This window comes from Clostridium sp. (assembly GCF_050717545.1).
Lineage (GTDB): Bacteria > Bacillota > Clostridia > Clostridiales > Clostridiaceae > Clostridium_AD.
In genome coordinates this window covers 1-21,591 of sequence record NZ_JBOITN010000032.1, presented here as the reverse complement: position 1 = coordinate 21,591, position 21,591 = coordinate 1, and the positions used below count along the sequence as shown (strand labels likewise).

The following is a 21,591-nucleotide window of genomic DNA, read 5'->3' as shown; positions in this document are numbered from 1 at the left end:
CCAATGCGCTAAGATAAGCGCTGAGGTATTCGTTGATTTTTGCAATGACACCGGATTATAAGGGGAATCACTATAAAATTTTTAGATAATATTATTAAATCAAATAAGGAGGAATATAAATGGAATCATTTGAAAATATAGTCAATCAAATTGATGGATGGATATGGGGTATACCACTTATTGTTTTATTGTTTGGAACTCATCTATTCTTAACTTATAGACTTAAATTTATTCAACGGTATATATTTAAAGCTATAAAGTTATCAGTAACAAAAGATGACTATGGTCGTCAAGAGGGGGATGTAAGCCAATTTAGTGCGTTAACAACAGCACTTGCAGGTACTATGGGAACTGGAAACATAGTTGGTGTAGCAACAGCAATTGGTATTGGTGGACCCGGTGCAGTCCTTTGGGTCTGGTTAACAGGAATTTTTGGAATAGCTACAAAATATTCCGAGGCGTTGTTATCTGTTAAGTATCGTGTTAAAACAAAGGATGGTACAATGGCTGGTGGTCCTATGTATGTTTTAGAGCATGGACTTAAGTCAAAATTCGGTGGAGTAGCCTTTGCATTATTTACAAGTATTGCAGCTTTTGGTATTGGATGTATGGTACAATCTAACTCCGTATCTTCAATGGTATATGAAACCTTTAATGTACCAACTTGGATTACAGGAATTGTAATAGCTGCATTAGTAGCACTTGTTATATTGGGTGGAATAAAGAAAATAGCTAAGGTATGTGAAATTCTAGTTCCATTCATGGCCCTATTCTATTTTATTGGACTTCTTATACTTCTTGTAATTGGATATAAAACTATTGGAAGCACAATAGCTCTAATATTTAGGGATGCCTTCTCACCTCAGGCCGCAACTGGTGGATTTGCTGGAGCAGGAGTTATGATGGCAATGAGATTTGGTATTTCCAGGGGCCTTTTTTCAAATGAATCAGGTCTTGGTAGTGCACCAATAGTTGCAGCAGCTGCACAAACAAGAAACCCAGTTAAGCAAGCATTGGTTTCAGCAACAGGCACCTTTTGGGATACAGTTGTTGTGGCTGCATTGACGGGCATAACTATTGTAAATTCAGGTTTTTGGCAAAAAGGTCTAGAGGGTGCTGCACTTACTAAGGCCGCATTCTCAGCAATACCTGTTGTAGGACCTATAATGTTAACAATAGGACTTATTACACTTGTGTTTTCAACTATACTTGGTTGGTCATATTATGGAGAAAAAGCAATTGAATACTTACTTGGTAAAAAAGCTATTGTGCCATATAGAATATTTTGGGTCATATTTATTTATATTGGATCAGTGTTCTCAATTTCTTTGGTTTGGGGACTCGCAGATATATTTAATGCATTAATGGTAATTCCAAATCTAGTTGCCTTACTTATGCTAAGTCCTGTAATTGTAAGTGAAACTAAGAAATATTTATGGAATGATAATATACAAGCAATAAATAGTGATCCAATAAGAGAAATTGATGTAAATGGAAAAATTATTAATGAAAAGGAAAGAAATCTTCCAATATAATAGAATTACGTCCCCCAGAGGTTTTTATGATAATTATAATTTGCAAGGGAGTTCGAACAAATTTCATTGAAAAGTTGATTATACATAGAAGTAAAAGTATACTATATAGATAGGAGTAAAATATATTTAGTTGGTGATAATTATGAACATTATAGATGTAGCAAAGTTAGCTGGGGTATCTAAGTCTACGGTATCTAGGTATTTAAATGATGGATATGTTAGTGATGAAAATAGACTGAAAATACAAGACGTAATAGAGAGTACAGGATACACTCCTCTTCGTCAAGCTAAAACTCTAAGAACCAAAATAACAAACCTTATTGGGGTTATTGTTCCTAAAATAAGTACAGAAACTGCTTCTAGAGTTGTTGAGGGGATATCAAATGAAGTATCTAAATATGGTTATGAGATACTCATTGCAAGTACAAATTTAAGTGTAGACAAGGAAATTGAATATTTAAAGATATTTAATAACAATCAAGTAGACGGCATAATATTCATGGCAACAAAATTAACAGAAAAGCATTTAAGGATTATGGATAGTATAGAACTTCCAATAGTTGTAGTAGCTCAAAAAACTGAAAATTTTCATTGCGTTTATTATGATGATTACAATGCTTCTAAGGATATGGTTAAGTTACTTTTAAACAAAGGTCATACAGAAATAGCATTTATAGGAGTTACTGAAGAAGATATTTCTGTTGGGTTTGAAAGAAAAAGAGGATATATGGATGCCTTAAAAGAATATGGTGTTTCATGCAAACAAGAGTTTTTTAAAAAAGGTGATTTTTCTATGGATTCTGGGTATAAATTAGCAGCAGAATTAATGAATCAAACTGAAAAACCAAAAGCAATTTTTACTGTAAGTGATAATATAGCCATAGGAGCAATGCAATGCCTTACCGATATGGGATACAGCATTCCAGAAGATATATCCATTTGTAGTATTGGAGATTCAAAAATATCTAGAGTAGTAACTCCGAAACTTACTACAGCTCATTATTTTTATAAAACTGCTGGAGAAAAAAGTGCTGAAATAATGATGGGGTTATTAAACAAAAAATTAGACTATTTAAAAGAAAATACAAAAAAGATTAAATTAAACTATAGACTTGAGATAAGAAATAGTATACAATAAAAATGTAAACATTTAAGGAGTTTGCATTTTTTTAGTGCTTATGGGAACGATACCACAAAGGTTAAATCTGTTGTTGGTATTTAAATATTTTTTATCCATTATGGGAACGATACCACATTTAAAAATATATTAAAATTATACGAGGGGGAAATATTATGAGCAAGGATACATTATACAAGAAAACTTCTAGTGAAATATTAGAACTAATAGGTGGGAAGGAAAATATAGATAGTGCGGCCCACTGCGCAACTCGTTTAAGGCTGGTTCTAAAAAATGATAGTCTTATAAAAAAAGATGAAATTGAAAACTTAGAGCTAGTGAAAGGAAGCTTTTTAAATGGGGGACAGTACCAAATAATATTAGGCCAGGGTATTGTAAATAAAGTTTATGAGCAGTTTGCTTTAGAAGCAAATATAGATGAAACCAGTACTTCAGATGTAAAAAGAAATGCTATGAAAAAGCTAAACCCAATTCAAAAGATAGCAAGGATATTATCAAATATATTTGTGCCTATAATTCCTGCAATTGTAGCATCAGGACTTTTAATGGGAACCTTGGGAGCACTAAAAGCTTTTGGTCTTGAGTCATTGTCTCAGACTTGGTGGTGGACAATGCTAGATTGGTTTAGTTCTTCAGCATTTATATTCCTCCCAATATTGGTAGCATTTAGTGCAGCAAAAGAATTTGGAACTAATCCATATTTAGCGGCTGTTATTGGGGGAATAATGATTCATCCTGCACTTCAAAATGCATGGACAATAGGTGGAGGATATAAAACTATGCCTATATTAGGTGGGATGATAACTATGCCACTAGTGGGATATCAAGGAACTGTCTTACCAATTTTGCTTGTAATTTGGATAATGAGCATAATAGAAAAAAGAATTAGAAAAATTGTGCCAGATATACTAGATCTATTTTTAACCCCATTTTTAACTGTTTTAATAACTGGATTTTTAGCATTATCTATAGTTGGACCTTTTGCAATGCTTATAGGAAACGGAATAAGTATATTCTTAACTTTTGCAATTACTAAGTTTGGACTACTAGCTGGATTATTATTTGGTGGAACATATTCAATAATAGTTATTACTGGTATTCACCATAGCTTCCATGCTATTGAACTTACGTTATTAGCTAAAACTGGAGCTAATACATTACTTCCTATATGGTGCATGTCAAATTTTGCACAAGGAGGTGCTGCACTAGCTGTATATTTTAAAACAAAGAATGCAAAAACTAAATCTATTGCATTACCCTCTGCTTTAAGTGCGTTTCTTGGAATAACCGAAGCTGCTATATTTGGTGTTAATTTAAAATTCAGAAAGCCATTTTTAGCTGCACTTGCAGGTGGAGCTATTGCAGGCGCTTATGTAGTATTAACAAAGGTAGCAATGAATGCTATAGGATTAACTGCAATTCCAGCTCTTACTATAGTAAAATCTGGATCAATGGTTAATTATGTAATAGGCTTAATCATAGCATTAGTTGTTTCATTTGGTGCAACTTATATTTTAGGTATAGAAGAAGAATAATATAAAAGTTATTTTAACCTCAAGGGAATAGCAACTCTTGAGGTATAATTTTTAAATTTCTAAAAAGAAATGCTATTGATGCATTGCAATGAAAAAACAAGTAGATAACATTATGAAAAGGTAGGTAATTATGGTGAAAAAAATTGGAACATTAAATGAAGAAATAGTTGCAGCAATAGATAATGTTAAAGACACAGTAAATAGAGATAAGTGGGCATTAAAATATCATATTATGCCTAAAATAGGATGGTTAAATGATCCTAATGGATTGTGCTATTTTAAAGGTGAATATCATGTCTTTTATCAATATTCACCACTAGATGCTAAAGGTGGATTAAAATTTTGGGCACATTATAAATCAAAGGATCTCTTGCGTTGGGATGATCTAGGAATAGCCTTATATCCAGACAGTGAATTTGATCGTGATGGAGTTTATTCGGGGTCAGCTTTAGTAGAAGGAGAAGAATTATATTTGTTTTATACTGGTAATGTAAAGGAAGAAGGTAACTACGATTATTTACTTACTGGTAGACAGCAAAATGTGATTTGTGTAAAAAGTCTCGACGGAATTAATTTTGGTGAAAAAAAACTAGTATTAACAAATAAAGATTTTCCTAAAAACTTTACATTACATGTTAGAGATCCTAAGGTTTGGAAGGAAAATAATAATTACTATATGGTATTAGGTGCAAGAGGGAAAGATAATAAAGGTTACGTGCTTTTATATAAATCTAAAGATTTAGTGGATTGGAATCTTCAAAGCATACCAGCAGGAGGATTAGAAGGATTAGGGTACATGTGGGAATGCCCAGATTTTTTCACTTTAGATGAGACAGATGTTTTGATTATATCACCACAGGGAATTCCAGCAAAAGGGTACTTATATAACAATATACATCAAAGTGGATATCTATTGGGAAGCTTTAATGAAAATAAGAAGAATTTTAATTATCAGCGATTTATAGAATTGGATAGAGGGTTTGATTTTTATGCCCCTCAAACTTTTAAGGATAGTAAAGGCCGGCGCATAATGATAGCGTGGATGGGACTTACTGATGTAGCTCAGTATAGTAATCCTACTATAAAAAATTCTTGGCAGCATGCTTTAACTATGCCTAGAGAACTTTTTATAGTAAATGAAAAAATTATACAAAGGCCTATTGTGGAAATGGAAGAATTACGAAAGAATCATATAGCAATTAAAACCAGAATTAATGGAGAAAAAGTATTTAAAGAATTAAAGGGAGAGATCTTAGAATTAAAACTAGAGTTAGAGAAGCTTTCTGGTGATTTTCAATTAATTATGAGAAATGACTGTAAATTGATATTCACTCAAGAAGAACAAATACTTGAGCTTTCTTTAGGTAATAGTGGATACGGTAGGGTGAAGAGGATAGTCAAATTAGATAAACTACAATCAATATGGATATTTTCAGATACATCTTCTATAGAAATATTTATAAATGGGGGACAAGAAGTATTTACCACAAGATTTTATCAGTGGGGGGAAGACGAAGGAGTAAAAGTAACCTGTAATGGAATTGTGTCTATAAATAAATGGGGTATTCGGAGTATATGATATTGGTTTGTTTATGCAGTATTTGCCTCATATTTCTTATTCTTTAACCTATTCCCTATTAATATGATTCTACAATATTTAAAGATAGGAAAATGGAAAAACTATATCTATGGGGAAAGAACATGATAAAATACTTGAAGATAAAAAATGGGTTTACGAGGAATTATATGTTTATGTTAGAAAAAATAATGGGAATATAGCATTTGTACACCCTTTTAGATATAGAGATTTTGTGAAAGAAAACCTTGAAGAATTTGTGCCTGATGCCATAGAGATACATTCTACTAATATGGGCATAGATGATACTCAAATAATACATAAATTATCCGAAAAGTTAAATACAAATTTGATATTACATCTATTGGTATGCTGATACGACCCTATTGTAAAATTTGGAAGTGTATGCGTACAGGTTTTACTTTCTAATTAATACAGCTTCATAATTACCCAAGGGTCTGACCCCTTACAGAGATTGAAGGTGAAACGGACAAGCTGTGTTGCTAATAAATTCAAGAATAGCAAGTAGAAGCCACCCAGTTTTTTAAAACAAAAAACTAGGTGGCTCTAATGGAAAATCTATTCCCTTTATGATTTCATTAATTTATCAATTGTATCCTGGTCAAAGCCTACAATAATCTTACCATTAATATCTATAACCGGAACACCTCTTTGTCCCGATTTTTTTATCATTTCCTTAGCAGCTTCTCTGTTTTTCGATACATCAATATCTTCAAATTTAAAATTTTTAGATCTCAAATAATTCTTTGTAATAGTACACCATGGACATGTAGGTGTTGAATATACTTTTATTGACATAAAATTACCTCCTAGAAAATAAATTTTTAAATAAGAGTTTGATACCCCCTATAGGTATAATATATGCAACGCATTCTAAAAATGCAACAAGTATTAAAAAAATAATTACTATATTGAGTTAATTAAATAATATATAAGGTATTTTAGTAATTAATGAATATATTTTGTAAAGGAAGGTGATTTTATGTATGATGTGATTATTATTGGAAAAGGGGTAAGTCATTGTACATCTTGCAATGGTTTTTTCTATGATGGCTTAAAGGTTGGGGTGATTGGGTTTAAGGATTATGCAATTTATGAGGCTTTAAAACTTAAGGCTTAATGTAAGTAATATAAGTAAAAAATAAAGCTCCGATTTAGAGCTTTGTTTTTTAATTTATTCTACTAATTTTAGAAACCTTTTACAACCGCGGTAATATGAATTTATGATTTTAGAAGTATGTAATCCAGTTAAAGCAGGATAGATAATACAATTACTTATTGGAGATTCTGGGCAGTCAATATTAATAATGTTTTATATAGTCAAGAGCAACTTTATACTTATAAACTATTGTATGATATAGTTAAAGATAAAAATTATTTTGTTATAACCACCAATGCTAATTGTCAATTTTTCAAAGGTGGATTTGATGAGGAATTTTACATGAAAGGAGTTGCAAAAGTATGGGAATTAAAACAGTATCAATTATAGGCCTTGGAGCGCTAGGAATCTTGTTTGGTAATAACCTATCAAAGAAAATGCCAGAAGAAAATTTGAGGATTATTGCTGATAAGGATAGAATAAAAAAATATGAAAATAGCCATGTGTATTGTAATGGTGAACTTTGTAAGTTCAATTATGTGACACCTGAGGAGTTATGCGAACCTGCAGATTTAATTATTTTTGCTGTTAAATATAGTGCATTGAATAATGCTATAAAAGATGCATCTAATCAGATAGGAGAACACACTATTATTTTATCAGCATTAAATGGAATTTCAAGTGAAGCTATTATTTCTGAAACTTATGGAATGGATAAAATTTTATATTGCGTTGCACAAGGCATGGATGCAGTTAAAGAAGGAAATAAATTAACATATCAGAATATGGGAATGCTCTGTTTTGGGGAACGAGAACCAGGCATTATGACAGAAAAGGTGAAGAGGGTTTCTGAGTTTTTTGACAAGGTAGAGTTTCCATATGAAGCAGTAATGGATATGTACAAGAGACAATGGGGTAAGTTTATGCTCAATGTTGGATTAAATCAAACAGTTGCTGTATATGAATGTAACTATGATAAAATACAAAAAGAAGGATTAGAAAGAGAAATAATGATTTCAGCTATGAGAGAGGTTATAGCATTGTCTGAAAAGGCAGGAACTAGTTTAACTGAGGCAGATTTGAACTATTGGCTAAAGATATTAAGCACATTAAATCCACAATCAAAAACATCAATGAGCCAGGATATGGATGCGAGGAGATATAGCGAGGTGGAGTTATTTGCAGGTGAGGTATTAAAGCTAGGCAAAAAATATAGCATATCTACTCCTGTAAATAGAAAACTATATGATAGAATTAAATTTATAGAAGGTAAATACTAACTATGGTAAAATTAGAAAGAACAAACTGTTTACAGTTTATTTCACTGGACAAGATTCCGTTGCAGAAATTGGTAACGTAGTGGACAAGTTCTGTTTGCTAATGAGCGAAGCGAATTTGATAATATTCTTAATTAATAAATGGCTGATACTTTATATAAAGTATCAGCCATTTATTTTTAGATAAGTTAAAATTAGCTATTTAGTTTCTCGATATCATTTAATGTCATATTTTTTATTCTAATACCCTTAAATTTCGAAGCAACTACTAAAAGGGTGATTGATAGAATTACTGATATAAGAAGTGCTACGGTGCTTTGGGTTAAGCCTGCTATGATAAAACCAATAACTGATACAAATCCATTTAATAATGCGTAGGGAAGTTGAGTTTTTACATGATCAATATGATCACACCCAGCACCAGATGAGGCAAGGATTGTTGTATCTGATATAGGTGAACAGTGATCGCCAAACATTCCACCTGCTAATACAGCGCCAATGCACACATGCATTGGTGAACCTATAGCATACGCCATAGGTATAACTAATGGCATAAGTATTGCATACGTGCCCCATGATGATCCTGTTGAAAAGGATAAAATTCCGCCAATTAAAAATACTGTACATGGAAGTAACCATGCAGGCATAACACCTTGAGTTACTTGTATTATGTAGTTTGCTGTTCCCAGTTCTTTGCTCACTGAGCTTAATGACCATGCCAAAACAAGTATAATTGCAACGTACATCATTTTACTCATGCCTTGAGTATAAATACTAAAGGTCTCCTCAAAGGTCTTAACTTTGTAGAATACCATCATTAACATTAATAGAACCCCTGCAAATAAATAGCCTGTGCATAAAGCAGATCTAAATGCATTTCCCGAAATTTTTACAAAGGGAAAACCTAGTGGTGCAAGTATACTAAACATTGTTATTAGTAAAACCAATAAAGGAAGCCATATGAGTATTGGTTTACTACCGTTAGTTTCTACTGTTGTTTCAGATTTTCTTAGTGGTTTAGAATCTGGCCAATATATCTCTCCAGTGTCTTGAGTTCTTTTTTCAGATTTTGCCATTGAACTAAATTCATAACCCGTAAATGCAACAACTGGGATAATAATAATGGAAAGAATAGAATAGATATTAAATGGGATTGCATTAATAAACGCCGTCCAATCCGATTCGGTTATTTTAAGTAAATCAAACTCCTTTTGTATAAGGCCCATAATATAGACGCCCCAACCTATAAAAGGCACAAGTATAGCAACTGGAGAAGCTGTTGCATCTAAAATCCAGGCAAGTTTTTCTCTAGACACCCTTAATTTATCAAATAATGGTTCGAAAACCGGTCCAACTATTAGAGGCGTACCAAGATCTGAAAAGAATACAATTATTCCACCAAACCATGCGGCTAATTGTAATTTTAATCTGCTATTAATTACTGTAGCAACTTTATTTGCGAAAGCCGTAGCACCTCCTGATTTTTCCATTAGGGCTATAAAACCGCCAATAAACACTAGGAGTACTAGAACTCCTGCATTATATTCATCTGTGAGTTGCACAAAAAAATATTTTTCAATCATTGTTGTAACTCCAAATACTGGCCTCCATTTTACCAATATTAAAACTCCAACGAATACGCTGGCAAATAAGGCCAGTACAACATTTTTAAATTTAATTGCAAGTACAACTGCTAAAAAAACAGGTATAACCGATAAAAATCCATAATTACTCATTCATTCTCCTCCTATATTTAGATGTAAATCATCAACAATGTATAATTATACATTACTCTAACTGTACAATCAATTGATTAGGTGTTACCAAAAGTAAAACTTACAGTTTTTAATACGACCTCTGAGATCTTTATATAAAATGTAAGTTTATGTTTGCTTAAAAATAGAGAATAGATAGGGACCTCAGGAAGGGGTTAATAGTTATGACGAACGAAATAAACCAGTTACATTAAAGGATATAAATAAAAAAAGTATTAAAGCAAGCGGGGTTTGAACATATACGTCATAATCAAGATAGAAATAATATAAATGGTGTTTTGATTGCTTCAAAGTATGAGATTAAGGAATCAAATATCCCACAATTTTATAAGAGACATTTATTTATACCAGTTCAAATAAAAAATATTAATCTTATAGGAATTTTTTGTAATGATGATAATACAACAAGAGAATGTATTAATCATATTATAAAATTTTCTTGTTGTATTATTAAAACACAAACTATAATTACTGGTGATTTTAATGCGGGACCTAGGAGTTCTAATCCAGAACGCTATACTGGACTTAAGAAGTTAGGATTAAAGATTCTCTGAATTTTCAACACTTTTAAGTATGAAACACCGTGTAGAAGATATTGAGTTCGACAATGAGTATAGAAAAGAAGTAGAAGAAGAATAAAACACAGACCAATAGGCTCTGGTGGTACTCATTCTTGATCCAATGAATTAAAACTCCCAGCATTGCTGAGGGTTGTTATTATTAAACTGACAGAAGGAAGTTCACTTAAGAACTTCCTTCTAATATATTTACATATTTAATTTTTAATTAAGTAGAGTATAGTAATTTATTTTGATCAAATAAATTTTTCTTGTCTTATCACATATTCTAAAGACCTCTTATTTATAAATTTTACTAACCTCTAAAAACTTTAAGAACTTAATTTGAAACATTGGACTATCCCCTTTCTATTAGCGATTATTTTACTTTATCTAAGGAGGGTGATATCTTTGTGGAATTACTTCCACTTGTTTAATTAATTAAATTCTGTTACTTTGTTTATGAACTAATAATATCATAGTAATTTATATTTGTAAAGAACTATTTTTAATTAATAATAAATATTGAATTATGAAACGTAATCAGGACTAGAAGTCGTATCAGCAAAGTAAATACGCTAGAAACTAAATATGAACTTTATAATCATATTAGTATAATTAAAGGAATGTACCTTAATTTATTCTTATATTTTGAAAATATAAAGATACTTTGTCAAAAGAGTATCAAAGTAAATAGTGGTGTTTACGTCCCCTAGGGGTTTTTATGAGCGGAGTACATTTACTATAAGCTTAACTAAATTAAGTATTTAGAGAACTATTATGTGCAAATGTCTTGCTTAATTTTATGTAATCCACCTCTTTAAAGATGTTTATAACTAAATCAGCCATGGAAATATCTTGGCTTCCGGCAACGCCGCTATTAATTCCTACACACTTCATACCTGCTTTCTTAGCAGCGCGAACCCCATTATGAGAATCCTCAATAACTATACAATTATCTGCGCTTACACCAAGCTTCTTTAAAGCAAAAAGAAATATATCTGGTTCAGGTTTACTTCTTTGTACATAGTCACCGGTAACAAAAACTTCAAAGTATTCTTCTACTTGAAATTTCTTTGCAATAGCCATAATTACATCAAGTGGAGATGATGAGGCAATGGCTAGCTTTAGTCCATTCTCATGAAAGTCTTTTATTAGATCTTTCACCCCATCAATAAGAGTTATTTCACATTCATCTGAATTAAGGTATTTAAAATACTTACTTCGATCATATTCAATTAACTCATCAAGTGTTTGATTAAGCTTATATTTATTTTTTAGAGTTTCCCACATATAATTGGAAGTGGCGCCTACAAAAGAGTGATGCTCATCTTGTGTAACCTTTATTCCTAATTCTTTATAAGTTTCATTTTCTAGTTTCATATGTGTTGGTTCACTATCAATAATTACTCCATCCATATCAAATATAACTGCTTTCAACATAAAATCATCCTCCTATTTACTATTATTTTTGTAGGTAACATTTATTATACCATAAGATCTCAGTATTTATCCTAATCTTCTTTTATCCAAATTTATCATCTTTTTATAACTATAGCATTTGAAATAATATATAATGTACAAGGGAAAAGTGCAGGGTGTGGAACACTTGGAAATACTAAAATATCTTATTCAGGGGCATATAATTTTTTATCCTCTAAATATAGAATAAAGTTAAATTATAATGAGTACCTTAAATCTTTTGAAAATGTACTTCATATAAATCTAATAAAACTAAATGGAATTTAATAAAGTTTGATCCGGATACAGTTCCACCTTTTCCACCAGTAGCAAGTAAACAAATCGTGTTTACAATTTGTTTACTTGCTAATAACATAATAAACATGCTGTACATGTATAGAAATACAAATATAGGATATGTTGTTAGATATAGAAAATATTTTATAACATGTATTAAATAAGACGAGTAAAATTCAATTATGGGGTTAAAAAATGGATAACTACAAAGCGAATAGCACACCACATAGAAAAAGAGCGTATGTAAGTTTAATGGGTACAACAACCATTCGCATTCATTTAAGAAGTCCATATATAATTGCATGTTGGTCTGCGGCCTTTCCAGGAATAGGGCATCTTCTTTTATCAAAATATTTAGGGGGATTTCTTTTATTTTTATGGGAAGTATTTATAAATTATAACGCACACATAACTTTGCAATTTTATATTCCCTAACAGGCAAAATCAAATGTAAAGAAACAGAAACCCTTGTTGAAATGGTTACAACTACACTTTGGTCGAATCATGCACTTGGTGTTAGTAAAACAGATCATATTAATATATAATTTAAAATAAATCTAATATATGGCTTTATGCCTGAAAGGTGAATTCATAATGAATTGGAACACACTAGAAGCGCAATCGCATAGCTTATATGAAAAACTACATAATGTTCACATAGAGTATTTCTATTTTTGGAAAAATAATATTCTATTTACTTGGAGATGGTGGATAGCAGTATCATTAGTTGTTTTACCGTGGACTATTTGGTTATTGGTTAGAAAAAAGGAAAGCACTAATAGGCTGTTATATGTCGCCTTTTTTGTTATGTTATTTTCCTCTGCTTTGGATATGATTGGTGCATCAATTGGTTTATGGTATTACCCTGTAAAAATGTTTCCTTTAATGCCAGAATTCATACCCTATGATATTTGTGCATTGCCTGTTGCCACTATGCTTTTCATTCAATATTTCCCTAATGTCAGTCCTTATATTAAAGCAGGATTATATTCTGTAATTAGTTCTTTTATGTTTGAACCCTTAAATGAATTGTTAGGGTTGTATAGAAGGACACATTGGGAAAACTATTACTCTGTCCCTATAATGATTTTCATATATTTAGTTGCAAACTATTTAGCATCAAACGATAAATTTGCTAAATTAAAATAAACTCGATTTTATTAATTTAGCAACTAACTGACTCCTTACCTAGATATAAGTTGCTTTGTAACTTTCCTATATTATTTATCTACTTTGCAGATAGCAAAACAAATTATGGTCACAACTTGTTTACGTCCCCCGGGGGTTTTTATGAACGGAGTGAATTTGCTAACAGCAAGAGTTTATTTCATAGAGTAATCTATGGAGTAGGCTTTTTCTAATTATTTTAATAACAAATCAGTAATTATTGATAAATATATTACCTTATATAGAGGTATTTGGAAATTAACATAGAAATATAGTATATGTGAAGTTAAGTATCTAGAGTGTGAGTAGTTATAGAGGACCTAATACCAGGGGCTAATAAGAAATAAGGGCTATAATTTATGATGAAGTGTCCAGGAGATGAATATATAAAAGGTGAAACTAAAATAGTAATTAAAAATTATCCCAAGGGTCTTATCCTTTTATGGGGACAAGTTTTGCTGGACCCACTTGCTTTACGAAAATTACATATATTGGTCGGCTGGTGCGATCCCGTTACAGAAATTGGTAACGCAGTGGACAAGTTCTGATTGCTAATATAATATTATGAATTAATTTAAAATTGGAGGTAAATTATGATAAAAAAAATTAAAATAAAATTTTCTAAGCGAACTATGATACTTATAACATTACTCTCAATAGCATTGTTTTCAATTTTCGTTGTATCAAAAATAGTAACAGCCCCAAGTTTTAATGCAGCAAACGTAAAATCATTGGACGATAAAAAAGTTGTAGTTATGAAACTCGCAGCATCAGCGGCAGCATCCTCAACAGCTCTATCGTTTCTACCCGGAGATGCTGCAATTCCAATCGCTAATCAGATTGCAGAATTAAGCTCTTATTTCATTGTTGTACTGAGTGCAATTTTATTAGAAAAGATGTTAATTGCAGTAGTTGGTTATGTGTCATTTACTTTTATTATTCCATTTGCTTGTTTTTTAGGTGCTTCTTATTTATACATAAAGAAAGTTGAATTAAAAAATCTTGCAATAAAACTAACTATATTTGGAATTATTCTATTTATGGCAATTCCAGCAAGCGTACAAGTAAGTGACTTAATGCAATCTTCTTACCAAGCATCTATAGAACAGACGGTTGAAACTGCAAAACAAAACAAAGAATATATAGAAGAAAAGAAAAATGAACTTTACAAAGAAGACAAAAACTGGATTGAAAAAATAGGCGATTCTTTATCCAATTTAACTTCTAAAATAGGAAATGGCATATCTGAAATAACTAAAAAGGGAGAAGATACACTAAATACATTTTTAGAGATAATTGCTGTTCTGATTATAACCACTTGTGTTATACCGATAGTGGTAATACTAATTTTTGCTTGGATTATTAAAATCTTATTCAGCTTTGATAGTAAAGGGGTAGCAGCAAAACGCGAAAATAATACGCTAAGGATTAAATCTAATCAAAGCAATGATTTAAGCCTCTAAGGTTGTGTAAATAATTTTGTGTATTCTCTCTCTTTAGTAAATATCAAAACAAATTGTGTTACAATTTATTCACGACCCTCGGGGGTCTTTGTAAAAAAATAGGCGAAGCGTAGCGGAGACGATTATTTTACTTGCTAAAGATTGAAAGTTGCATTTCCAGTTTTTGTTGTTATTGTGTAGTCGGATTAGCTTACAAAGAGATGGAGCCAGCAGATAAATTTATCTGCTGGCTCCATCTCTTTGGGTTTATATAAATTTATATTTAATTAAAGGGGGACTCTAATTAAAAAAATCAATTGCTTTGTATGTACTTATATTATCAATTAGCTATGTCATTAGAGTGACAAAACTAAAAATTAATTGTAAATTAAAGAACGTGATTTTAAAATGTTTATTGTGATTGAAGCTTCGATAGATTTTTAACACTTATTTACAGGAAGGGTAATCAGTATAAAGGTGTTTGGAAATTAATGTAGAATTATAGTATATGTGAAGTTAAGTATTTAGAGGGGGGTATATCTATAGATGACTTAATACTATTATGGCTAATAAGAAATAAACGCTGCAACTGTTAGGGCTATACTTTATGATGAGTGTACAAGGGATTAACATATAAAAGGTGAAAATAAAATAGTGATTAAAAACAATCAATACTTTTAAAGAATGATTTAAAATTAAAAAGGGGTTGAGGTTATATATGAGTTTAGATCCAATAATGTATGGAGAGTTAGGTATTATTGCATTAGAAAATTGTAGTGAATTGGGAAATAAAATTGATAATAACATACAAAAAAACAGATTGAAAAATTCAAGAAATAGTATAAAAGATGACGATTCTAATCAGAAGTCATATCTACTCCCAATACGTCAAATAAGATTTTCTAATGGTGAGGGAAAAATACAACTTACCGAGTCTGTAAGAGGAAAAGATATCTTTATATTATGTGATATTGGAAACTATAGTTGCACTTATGATATGTTTGGTTTTGAAAATCACATTGGTCCAGATGAACATTTCCAGGATATCAAAAGGGTATTATCTGCCCTAGGAGGGAAAGCAAGAAGGGTGACTGTGATAATGCCATTACTCTACTCTTCAAGGCAACATAGGCGTAGGGGGAGAGAATCTTTAGATTGCGCTATTGCATTACAAGAACTTCAGAGATTAGGCGTAAATGATATTATTACATTTGACGTTCACGATCCAAATATTCAAAATGCTATTCCTCAGATTTCTCTTGAAAATCTGTATCCTACATATGAAATTGTTAAGACCTTCCTTAAAGCAGAAAGAGATTTATTTATTGATAGAACAAAAATGTTAGTCATTAGTCCTGATACAGGTGCGATGGACAGGGCGATATATTATTCTAGTATGTTAGGACTTGACATAGGACTCTTCTACAAAAGGAGAGATCATTCGTTGATAATCAAAGGAGAGAATCCAATAGTACAACATGAGTATATGGGTAGAAATGTTGAAAATCAGAATATATTAATTGTTGATGATATGATTGCATCTGGAGAGTCCGTGTTCGATATAGTTCTTCAATTGAAAAAGCGTAAAGCTAATAATATATATGTTGCAACTACTTTTTCTTTTTTCACAAAAGGTATTGAAAAGTTCAATGAATTTTATGAAAAGGGATACATTAAAAGGGTATTCTCTACAAATTTAACCTATATTCCCAAAACCATTAAACAGGCAGAATGGTTTAGGGAGGTTGATATGTCTGGTCTTATTGCAAGGGTTATTGATAATATAAATTGTGATAAATCAATTTCTCCATTATTAGATGCAACTGAGGGAATTAAGAAACTTCTAACTCAAAATGATTTATAATTTATTCTGATTTTATAAAAACATATTATTGTTGGGATAGCTACTATGGGATCTAAGGGCTAATGAAGGGGCCCTTAGATCTTTAATTATTGAATTAAATTCAATATATTTGGTGAGATCACTGAAATTTACATAAAATTTCAGTGGTTTTGTCTTAAAAAAGTAGGGTGCGATATACAATGTTTAAACCTAGGGATTATTATGAGATACGAAGGAGTGGAAGGAAAAAAATATTTAGTAGCAAAACAAATTGTGTTCACAATTTGTTTACGTCCCCCGGGGGGTTTTTATGAGCGAAGCATACTCATCATTTTTGATGAGGTTCAAGAGACGGCGCTAGCATTAACGTCATTAAAATATTTTTGCGAAAACGCACCACAATATCATTTAGTAGCTGCAGGATCATTACTCGGTGTAGCACTTCATCCCGGCACATCATTCCCTGTGGGTAAAGTTGAGTTTATGGACTTGTATCCACTTAGCTTCATAGAGTTTTTAAATGCAACTGGAAATGAAGATTTGGTAAATCTTTTAGAAACTAAAGATTTTGATCTTATTAAAAGTTTTAAAGGTAAATACATTGATCTTCTAAAACAATATTATTATATTGGCGGAATGCCAGAGGTTGTAAATAGTTTTATCGAAACACAGGATTATACAGAGGTGCGTGAGGTTCAAAATCGTTTATTAATGGCATATGAACAGGATTTTTCAAAGCACGCTCCAAATGATACTGTACCAAGAATACGTATGCTATGGACATCAATCCCAGCTCAACTTGCAAGAGAAAACCGAAAATTTGTATATGGTCTTATTCGCCAGGGAGCAAGAGCAAAGGAATATGAACTTGCCATGCAATGGCTCCTTGACTGTGGCTTAATTTACAAAGTAGGGCGAATAACAAAACCAGATATGCCACTTATGGCATATCAAGATTTTAATGCATTTAAACTGTTTGTTTTAGATGTTGGATTACTATCTGCTATGAGTGGGCTTGATATAAAATCATTATTAGAAGGTGACAGAGTTTTTGAGGAGTTCAAAGGGGCTTTGACTGAACAATATGTGTTGCAACAATTAACGGTTAATAAAAATATAACACCTTTTTATTGGACTGCCGAAAGATCAACCGGCGAAATTGATTTTATTTTTCAAAATGGAATGAATATTGTTCCGCTTGAGGTAAAGGCATCTGAAAGTTTACAAGCTAAAAGCTTAAAAAACTATTATTTAAAATACAATCCAAAGTGTGCAATTCGAACCTCGATGTCCGATTATAGAAAAGAGGAGTGGTTAACCAATCTTCCCCTTTATTCTATCAATGGTATTTTGAATGTTCTACAATAACACTATCTAAACTAAATCACATTGAACTAAAAAGATTCTAAGTCTAGGATCTACACTAGTAATACTTTAGTGTTTTTTGTTTAGTTTACAAAAATGATCCATACAACCCCACGCCATATAGCGGGTAGATGTATGCAATGCTCCTTTTGGTATAAATAGAAAAAAACATCCAAAATAAAAGCGTACCGAACAGATTGCAATTTGTTCGATACGCTTTTAACTCATTTAATTATTTACACTTTTCAATATCTTCCAATTTCATACCCGATATAATTGACAAGCCCATCATTCTATCTTTATCTTTATAGAAGGCAGTTCTGTCGTTATTCCATAACTTTTCTTTATTATCACACTCGATATAGTCGTCTATATCTTTGTTTACTAATGTTGCAGGATAGTATCCTACCATGTTCAGAAGAAATTGCATTTCAGAAGGTGCTTTTAAATCTAACTTGAAACTAGGAATACCCCGCTCTTTATCTTCTTCAAATACTAAATACTTAATTAGAATCCTCTCCTTTTAAACATAAAAAACCGTTTTTTTAAACATGAATAATTTTCTTTATTAACCACATATTTTAAATAAGAAACATAAAAACTCCCAAGTTTTATATCTTTATATGTGGCGCTAGCTTTACCTGTAGATGAATCTCTTACTCAGTCAATATAAAATATTGTATTACTTTTATATTTTCTCTGCTAATTTAACGTGTAGTTACGTCCCACGGGGGTTTTTATGAGCGGAGCGAATTTGCTCCTAGTATATCACAGAAGAGAAGCGCTGTTAAGTGTTCAGCACCTCTCTTCTGTGATATAATGTATTTATAGTAATTAAATGGGAGACAGTTATTAATGATGAAGAAAACTGGATTAATTATTTTAAGTATTACCGCAGTTCTAGTTACTTCGGCTACATTCGCTACAGTTGTGTATAATAGAGGTGTAAGTAAAGTTCAGAAACAGATAGTGGAGAATAATATTTTACTGGAAGCAGAGGTTAAGAAAGTAGCTAAACAAAAAGCTAATGATATTAAGATTGCTAACGATAAGAAAATTGCAGATGATCTTAAAATAGCTAATGATAAGAAAATAGCCAATAAGATAGCTAACGATAAAAAAATTGCTATCGATAAATTAGCTTCAAAGAAGATAGCAGACAAGAAAGCCGCTGATAAGATACAAGCTGCTAAATTAAATAATGGGATGACAGCTAAAAAAGCTTTAGCAATGGCATATAGATTACATCCTGATCTTAACTTTAAAGCATCTGATGGAACTGAACTACCTAAGAATAACGCTTACTATGAATTTAAATTATTTGAACTTAATTGGGAGGATGCAGGAGCTGATTGGTATTTTGTTGTAAATAAGAAAACTGGTCTTGCTTATAAACATTATTCTGATAATTCTTTAGTAAGAGATTTAGAAGTTATCCGTTCCACTAAGCATAAGACGACCACAATAAATTATACTGTTAATAAAGATGTATTCACTAAATATAATTATCCTAGTGGAACAACATTTCAATTTAAAGTAGGAGATACTCTTAAAATAAATGCAACAGTAATTAATTCAACTATCAGAACTATGGGTGAGGAAAATGATATAACATTTTTCACTGCTAATGAGAAAGGAGAAAGTTGCTCTATTAAAATGTTGAAGGCTGGAAGTACTTATCTCCAAATAGTACCTAATTATGGTGACTGGGATCGTGCTTATATAATAAATATTGTTGTTGAATAGTAGCAAATAAGAAGAACCGTTGAAAGGGTTCTTCTGCAAGATTTAGAATTACTAATGAAGACGAAAGTATTTCTGTTGTTAAAATAGATAAAGTTATTTGAGTAGATAAAAAGAACTGAAAAGAACGGAATATAGAGGAGACCGCAAGCGTAAAATAGTCCCTACCTTAACCTAAGGCCTGAACTATTTTACGCTTGCTAAATGACTATAAAAATCTATAAAATTTGTATTGTTTAACACAGATTTTATCCTAAAAATAGTAGATACACCTTTAAAGAAGATTTAGATTTAAACGTTTTTAGGGATTTTGAGGGAGTATGAATTAAATAATTGAAGTAAATATAATCTTTATACAAAAATTACATTTATTAGTTGGCTGGTACGACCCCGTTGTAAAATTTGTAAGCAGCGCGTACAAGTTTTACTTTCTAATTATTTGTGTCATTGTAGTGAAAAAACTAAAGATTAATTGTAAATTAAAGAAACTGATTTTATATATTTATTGTGATTAAATTTTCTTTAAATTTTCAATATTTATTGGCAAGAGGGTTAATCTATAAAGATATTTGGAATTAAGGGGTAGAATAAAGTAATGGCAAAAATAGCAGTGAGTAAATTCGATGTGATAGTAACGACAGTTATTTATATCATAATACTAATAGTAACATGGTTTATGACTAAAGAAAAACAAGATTATTTAATACTGAGTACATTAGAAATGACAGTATTTCTACTGTAGCAAAACAAATTGTAGTTACAATTTGTTCACGTCCCCCGGGGGTTTTTATGAGCGGAGCGAATTTGCTATCCTCATATGATAAGGCATTCTCGATCAATGCATCTCTACAGAGGAGGAATGCCATTGCCGCTTCTTTCGGAATGGCTCGGGCATGCACAACTGGAAACCACAATGATTTACGCTTATGCAGACACAAAAATGAAGAGAGAAGCAATTGAAAAGGCGACCAGCGTTATCAATCCGTTAAAGCAAGACAAAAAAATTACACCATGGCAAGACGATGATGAATTAATCAAGCGTCTTTATGAATTGATGTAAGAAAAAATATTATCCCGACTTTTTACTCAGAATAATACGTTTCAACTATAGTATTATAAAGAAGGCGGGATAATGATAAAGTCGGAATAAGTGGTGTGAGAGGTAGCTAAATAAATTAATTATTTAGCTCCTACTCGATTTAAATCATTGATATTAATGGGTTTGGTTGGATTTAGTCCAACTCTAATACGAACCCTATGTAATTATATGGTGTACTTTCAATCAAAAGATTTACGAATTCCACCAATTTTTAACTGGCTTATATACATATGGGTATATTACATGTTCTCCAAACTCCTTACCAATTTCCCAAGGACTAATTGTTCCCAAGTCTAAACTAATATCACCACCATTAATATTTTCTAATTTATCATTTTCTAAAGTAACCATAGTTATTTACCCTCCATTTTTACATTATTATTTCCCGTCAGCTTTAGCGCATCCTCGCACAGACCCAGCTACAAAAGCAATGCCTGCAATTATAAGTATTCCAGCAACCACACCAATACCGCCGTTAATTTCTGTTAATTCATCAAAATTCAACTCTTTCATATTTTTCACCTCCATTATATGTATTAGTACTCTCGAAAACTCCTAAGACATTGTTAATTCTACGTTCATTTTTCCTTTAAAATCAACTTCACCCCAGAATTTATTTGAGTTTGATATTGTACGAATAACCTATCTAATCCTAGCTATT

Annotated in this window: 24 protein-coding genes; 17 read left to right on the top strand and 7 right to left on the bottom strand. The window is 31.4% G+C overall.

Annotated elements, in window-relative coordinates:
* Positions 1 to 119 precede the first annotated feature (119 nt).
* The 6 genes from ACREVX_RS09520 (at position 120) to ACREVX_RS09495 (ending at position 6,160) form a co-directional block, all read left to right on the top strand.
* Positions 120 to 1,535: an alanine/glycine:cation symporter family protein gene (locus ACREVX_RS09520; protein WP_431543948.1), complete on the top strand. Its 1,416-nt coding sequence runs from the start codon at positions 120 to 122 to the stop codon at positions 1,533 to 1,535.
* Positions 1,536 to 1,677: 142 nt separating this feature from the next.
* On the top strand, positions 1,678 to 2,673 hold the full coding sequence (locus tag ACREVX_RS09515; protein ID WP_431543947.1) for a LacI family DNA-binding transcriptional regulator: 996 nt from the start codon (positions 1,678 to 1,680) through the stop codon (positions 2,671 to 2,673).
* 155 nt (positions 2,674 to 2,828) lie between these two features.
* Positions 2,829 to 4,208 carry a sucrose-specific PTS transporter subunit IIBC gene (locus ACREVX_RS09510; protein ID WP_431543946.1) on the top strand — a complete coding sequence of 460 codons (1,380 nt, stop codon included), beginning with the start codon at positions 2,829 to 2,831 and terminating at the stop codon, positions 4,206 to 4,208.
* 130 nt (positions 4,209 to 4,338) lie between these two features.
* Positions 4,339 to 5,787: a glycoside hydrolase family 32 protein gene (locus ACREVX_RS09505; protein WP_431543945.1), complete on the top strand. Its 1,449-nt coding sequence runs from the start codon at positions 4,339 to 4,341 to the stop codon at positions 5,785 to 5,787.
* A gap of 57 nt (positions 5,788 to 5,844) precedes the next feature.
* Positions 5,845 to 5,913, top strand: a complete 69-nt coding sequence (locus tag ACREVX_RS09500) for a hypothetical protein (protein WP_431544055.1) — start codon at positions 5,845 to 5,847, stop codon at positions 5,911 to 5,913.
* Positions 5,897 to 6,160 carry a hypothetical protein gene (locus ACREVX_RS09495; protein ID WP_431543944.1) on the top strand — a complete coding sequence of 88 codons (264 nt, stop codon included), beginning with the start codon at positions 5,897 to 5,899 and terminating at the stop codon, positions 6,158 to 6,160. Before ACREVX_RS09500 ends, ACREVX_RS09495 begins: the two co-directional genes overlap by 17 nt.
* Positions 6,161 to 6,372: 212 nt before the next feature.
* On the opposite strand, the gene ACREVX_RS09490 is transcribed toward ACREVX_RS09495, so the two are convergent.
* On the bottom strand, positions 6,373 to 6,603 hold the full coding sequence (locus tag ACREVX_RS09490; RefSeq protein WP_431543943.1) for a glutaredoxin family protein: 231 nt from the start codon (positions 6,601 to 6,603) through the stop codon (positions 6,373 to 6,375).
* A gap of 184 nt (positions 6,604 to 6,787) precedes the next feature.
* Here ACREVX_RS09490 and ACREVX_RS09485 point away from each other — a divergent pair, with 184 nt between their 5' ends.
* Together ACREVX_RS09485 and ACREVX_RS09480 are read left to right on the top strand one after the other, a co-directional pair.
* Positions 6,788 to 6,925, top strand: coding sequence for a hypothetical protein (locus ACREVX_RS09485; RefSeq protein WP_500861856.1), 138 nt, complete (start codon positions 6,788 to 6,790; stop codon positions 6,923 to 6,925).
* 341 nt (positions 6,926 to 7,266) lie between these two features.
* Positions 7,267 to 8,184 (top strand): ketopantoate reductase family protein, encoded by a 918-nt coding sequence (locus ACREVX_RS09480; RefSeq protein ID WP_431543942.1) that lies wholly within the window; start codon positions 7,267 to 7,269, stop codon positions 8,182 to 8,184.
* Between the two features lie 191 nt (positions 8,185 to 8,375).
* Here the strand turns inward: ACREVX_RS09480 and ACREVX_RS09475 are convergent, their stop codons facing one another.
* Positions 8,376 to 9,917: a Na+/H+ antiporter NhaC family protein gene (locus tag ACREVX_RS09475; protein WP_431543941.1), complete on the bottom strand. Its 1,542-nt coding sequence runs from the start codon at positions 9,915 to 9,917 to the stop codon at positions 8,376 to 8,378.
* Positions 9,918 to 10,234: 317 nt separating this feature from the next.
* Between ACREVX_RS09475 and ACREVX_RS09470 the strand changes: the two genes are divergently transcribed.
* The gene (locus tag ACREVX_RS09470) at positions 10,235 to 10,510 is read left to right on the top strand and encodes a hypothetical protein (protein ID WP_431543940.1); all 276 of its coding nucleotides are present in this window, start codon (positions 10,235 to 10,237) and stop codon (positions 10,508 to 10,510) included.
* A 762-nt stretch (positions 10,511 to 11,272) separates the two neighbouring features.
* Here ACREVX_RS09470 and ACREVX_RS09465 read toward each other — a convergent pair.
* Entirely contained in the window at positions 11,273 to 11,956 is a 684-nt protein-coding gene (locus ACREVX_RS09465) for an HAD family hydrolase (protein WP_431543939.1), read from the bottom strand.
* A 250-nt stretch (positions 11,957 to 12,206) separates the two neighbouring features.
* On the bottom strand, positions 12,207 to 12,350 hold the full coding sequence (locus ACREVX_RS09460; protein ID WP_431543938.1) for a hypothetical protein: 144 nt from the start codon (positions 12,348 to 12,350) through the stop codon (positions 12,207 to 12,209).
* 116 nt (positions 12,351 to 12,466) lie between these two features.
* On the opposite strand from ACREVX_RS09460, the gene ACREVX_RS09455 reads away from it, so the two are divergent.
* The 6 genes from ACREVX_RS09455 to ACREVX_RS09430 all read left to right on the top strand — a co-directional run bounded on the left by ACREVX_RS09455 (position 12,467) and on the right by ACREVX_RS09430 (position 18,091).
* On the top strand, positions 12,467 to 12,706 hold the full coding sequence (locus ACREVX_RS09455; protein WP_431543937.1) for a hypothetical protein: 240 nt from the start codon (positions 12,467 to 12,469) through the stop codon (positions 12,704 to 12,706).
* 159 nt (positions 12,707 to 12,865) lie between these two features.
* On the top strand, positions 12,866 to 13,420 hold the full coding sequence (locus ACREVX_RS09450; protein WP_431543936.1) for a CBO0543 family protein: 555 nt from the start codon (positions 12,866 to 12,868) through the stop codon (positions 13,418 to 13,420).
* A 377-nt stretch (positions 13,421 to 13,797) separates the two neighbouring features.
* On the top strand, positions 13,798 to 13,986 hold the full coding sequence (locus ACREVX_RS09445; RefSeq protein ID WP_431543935.1) for a hypothetical protein: 189 nt from the start codon (positions 13,798 to 13,800) through the stop codon (positions 13,984 to 13,986).
* 45 nt (positions 13,987 to 14,031) lie between these two features.
* Complete coding sequence (locus tag ACREVX_RS09440; protein WP_431543934.1) at positions 14,032 to 14,901, top strand: hypothetical protein; 870 nt, start codon at positions 14,032 to 14,034, stop codon at positions 14,899 to 14,901.
* A gap of 697 nt (positions 14,902 to 15,598) precedes the next feature.
* Complete coding sequence (locus ACREVX_RS09435; RefSeq protein ID WP_431543933.1) at positions 15,599 to 16,744, top strand: ribose-phosphate pyrophosphokinase; 1,146 nt, start codon at positions 15,599 to 15,601, stop codon at positions 16,742 to 16,744.
* A 201-nt stretch (positions 16,745 to 16,945) separates the two neighbouring features.
* A complete protein-coding gene (locus ACREVX_RS09430) occupies positions 16,946 to 18,091 on the top strand; it encodes an ATP-binding protein (protein WP_431543932.1) in 1,146 nt (381 codons plus the stop codon).
* Between the two features lie 229 nt (positions 18,092 to 18,320).
* Here the strand turns inward: ACREVX_RS09430 and ACREVX_RS09425 are convergent, their stop codons facing one another.
* Positions 18,321 to 18,500: a hypothetical protein gene (locus ACREVX_RS09425; protein ID WP_431543931.1), complete on the bottom strand. Its 180-nt coding sequence runs from the start codon at positions 18,498 to 18,500 to the stop codon at positions 18,321 to 18,323.
* A gap of 443 nt (positions 18,501 to 18,943) precedes the next feature.
* Here ACREVX_RS09425 and ACREVX_RS09420 point away from each other — a divergent pair, with 443 nt between their 5' ends.
* A complete protein-coding gene (locus ACREVX_RS09420) occupies positions 18,944 to 19,834 on the top strand; it encodes a hypothetical protein (protein WP_431543930.1) in 891 nt (296 codons plus the stop codon).
* A gap of 814 nt (positions 19,835 to 20,648) precedes the next feature.
* A complete protein-coding gene (locus tag ACREVX_RS09415) occupies positions 20,649 to 20,891 on the top strand; it encodes a tyrosine-type recombinase/integrase (protein WP_431543929.1) in 243 nt (80 codons plus the stop codon).
* Positions 20,892 to 21,122: 231 nt separating this feature from the next.
* Here ACREVX_RS09415 and ACREVX_RS09410 read toward each other — a convergent pair whose 3' ends face one another.
* Together ACREVX_RS09410 and ACREVX_RS09405 are read right to left on the bottom strand one after the other, a co-directional pair.
* Positions 21,123 to 21,281 carry a hypothetical protein gene (locus ACREVX_RS09410; protein ID WP_431543928.1) on the bottom strand — a complete coding sequence of 53 codons (159 nt, stop codon included), beginning with the start codon at positions 21,279 to 21,281 and terminating at the stop codon, positions 21,123 to 21,125.
* Positions 21,282 to 21,308: 27 nt separating this feature from the next.
* Positions 21,309 to 21,443 carry a class IIb bacteriocin, lactobin A/cerein 7B family gene (locus tag ACREVX_RS09405; RefSeq protein WP_431543927.1) on the bottom strand — a complete coding sequence of 45 codons (135 nt, stop codon included), beginning with the start codon at positions 21,441 to 21,443 and terminating at the stop codon, positions 21,309 to 21,311.
* Between the last annotated feature and the right edge of the window lie 148 nt (positions 21,444 to 21,591).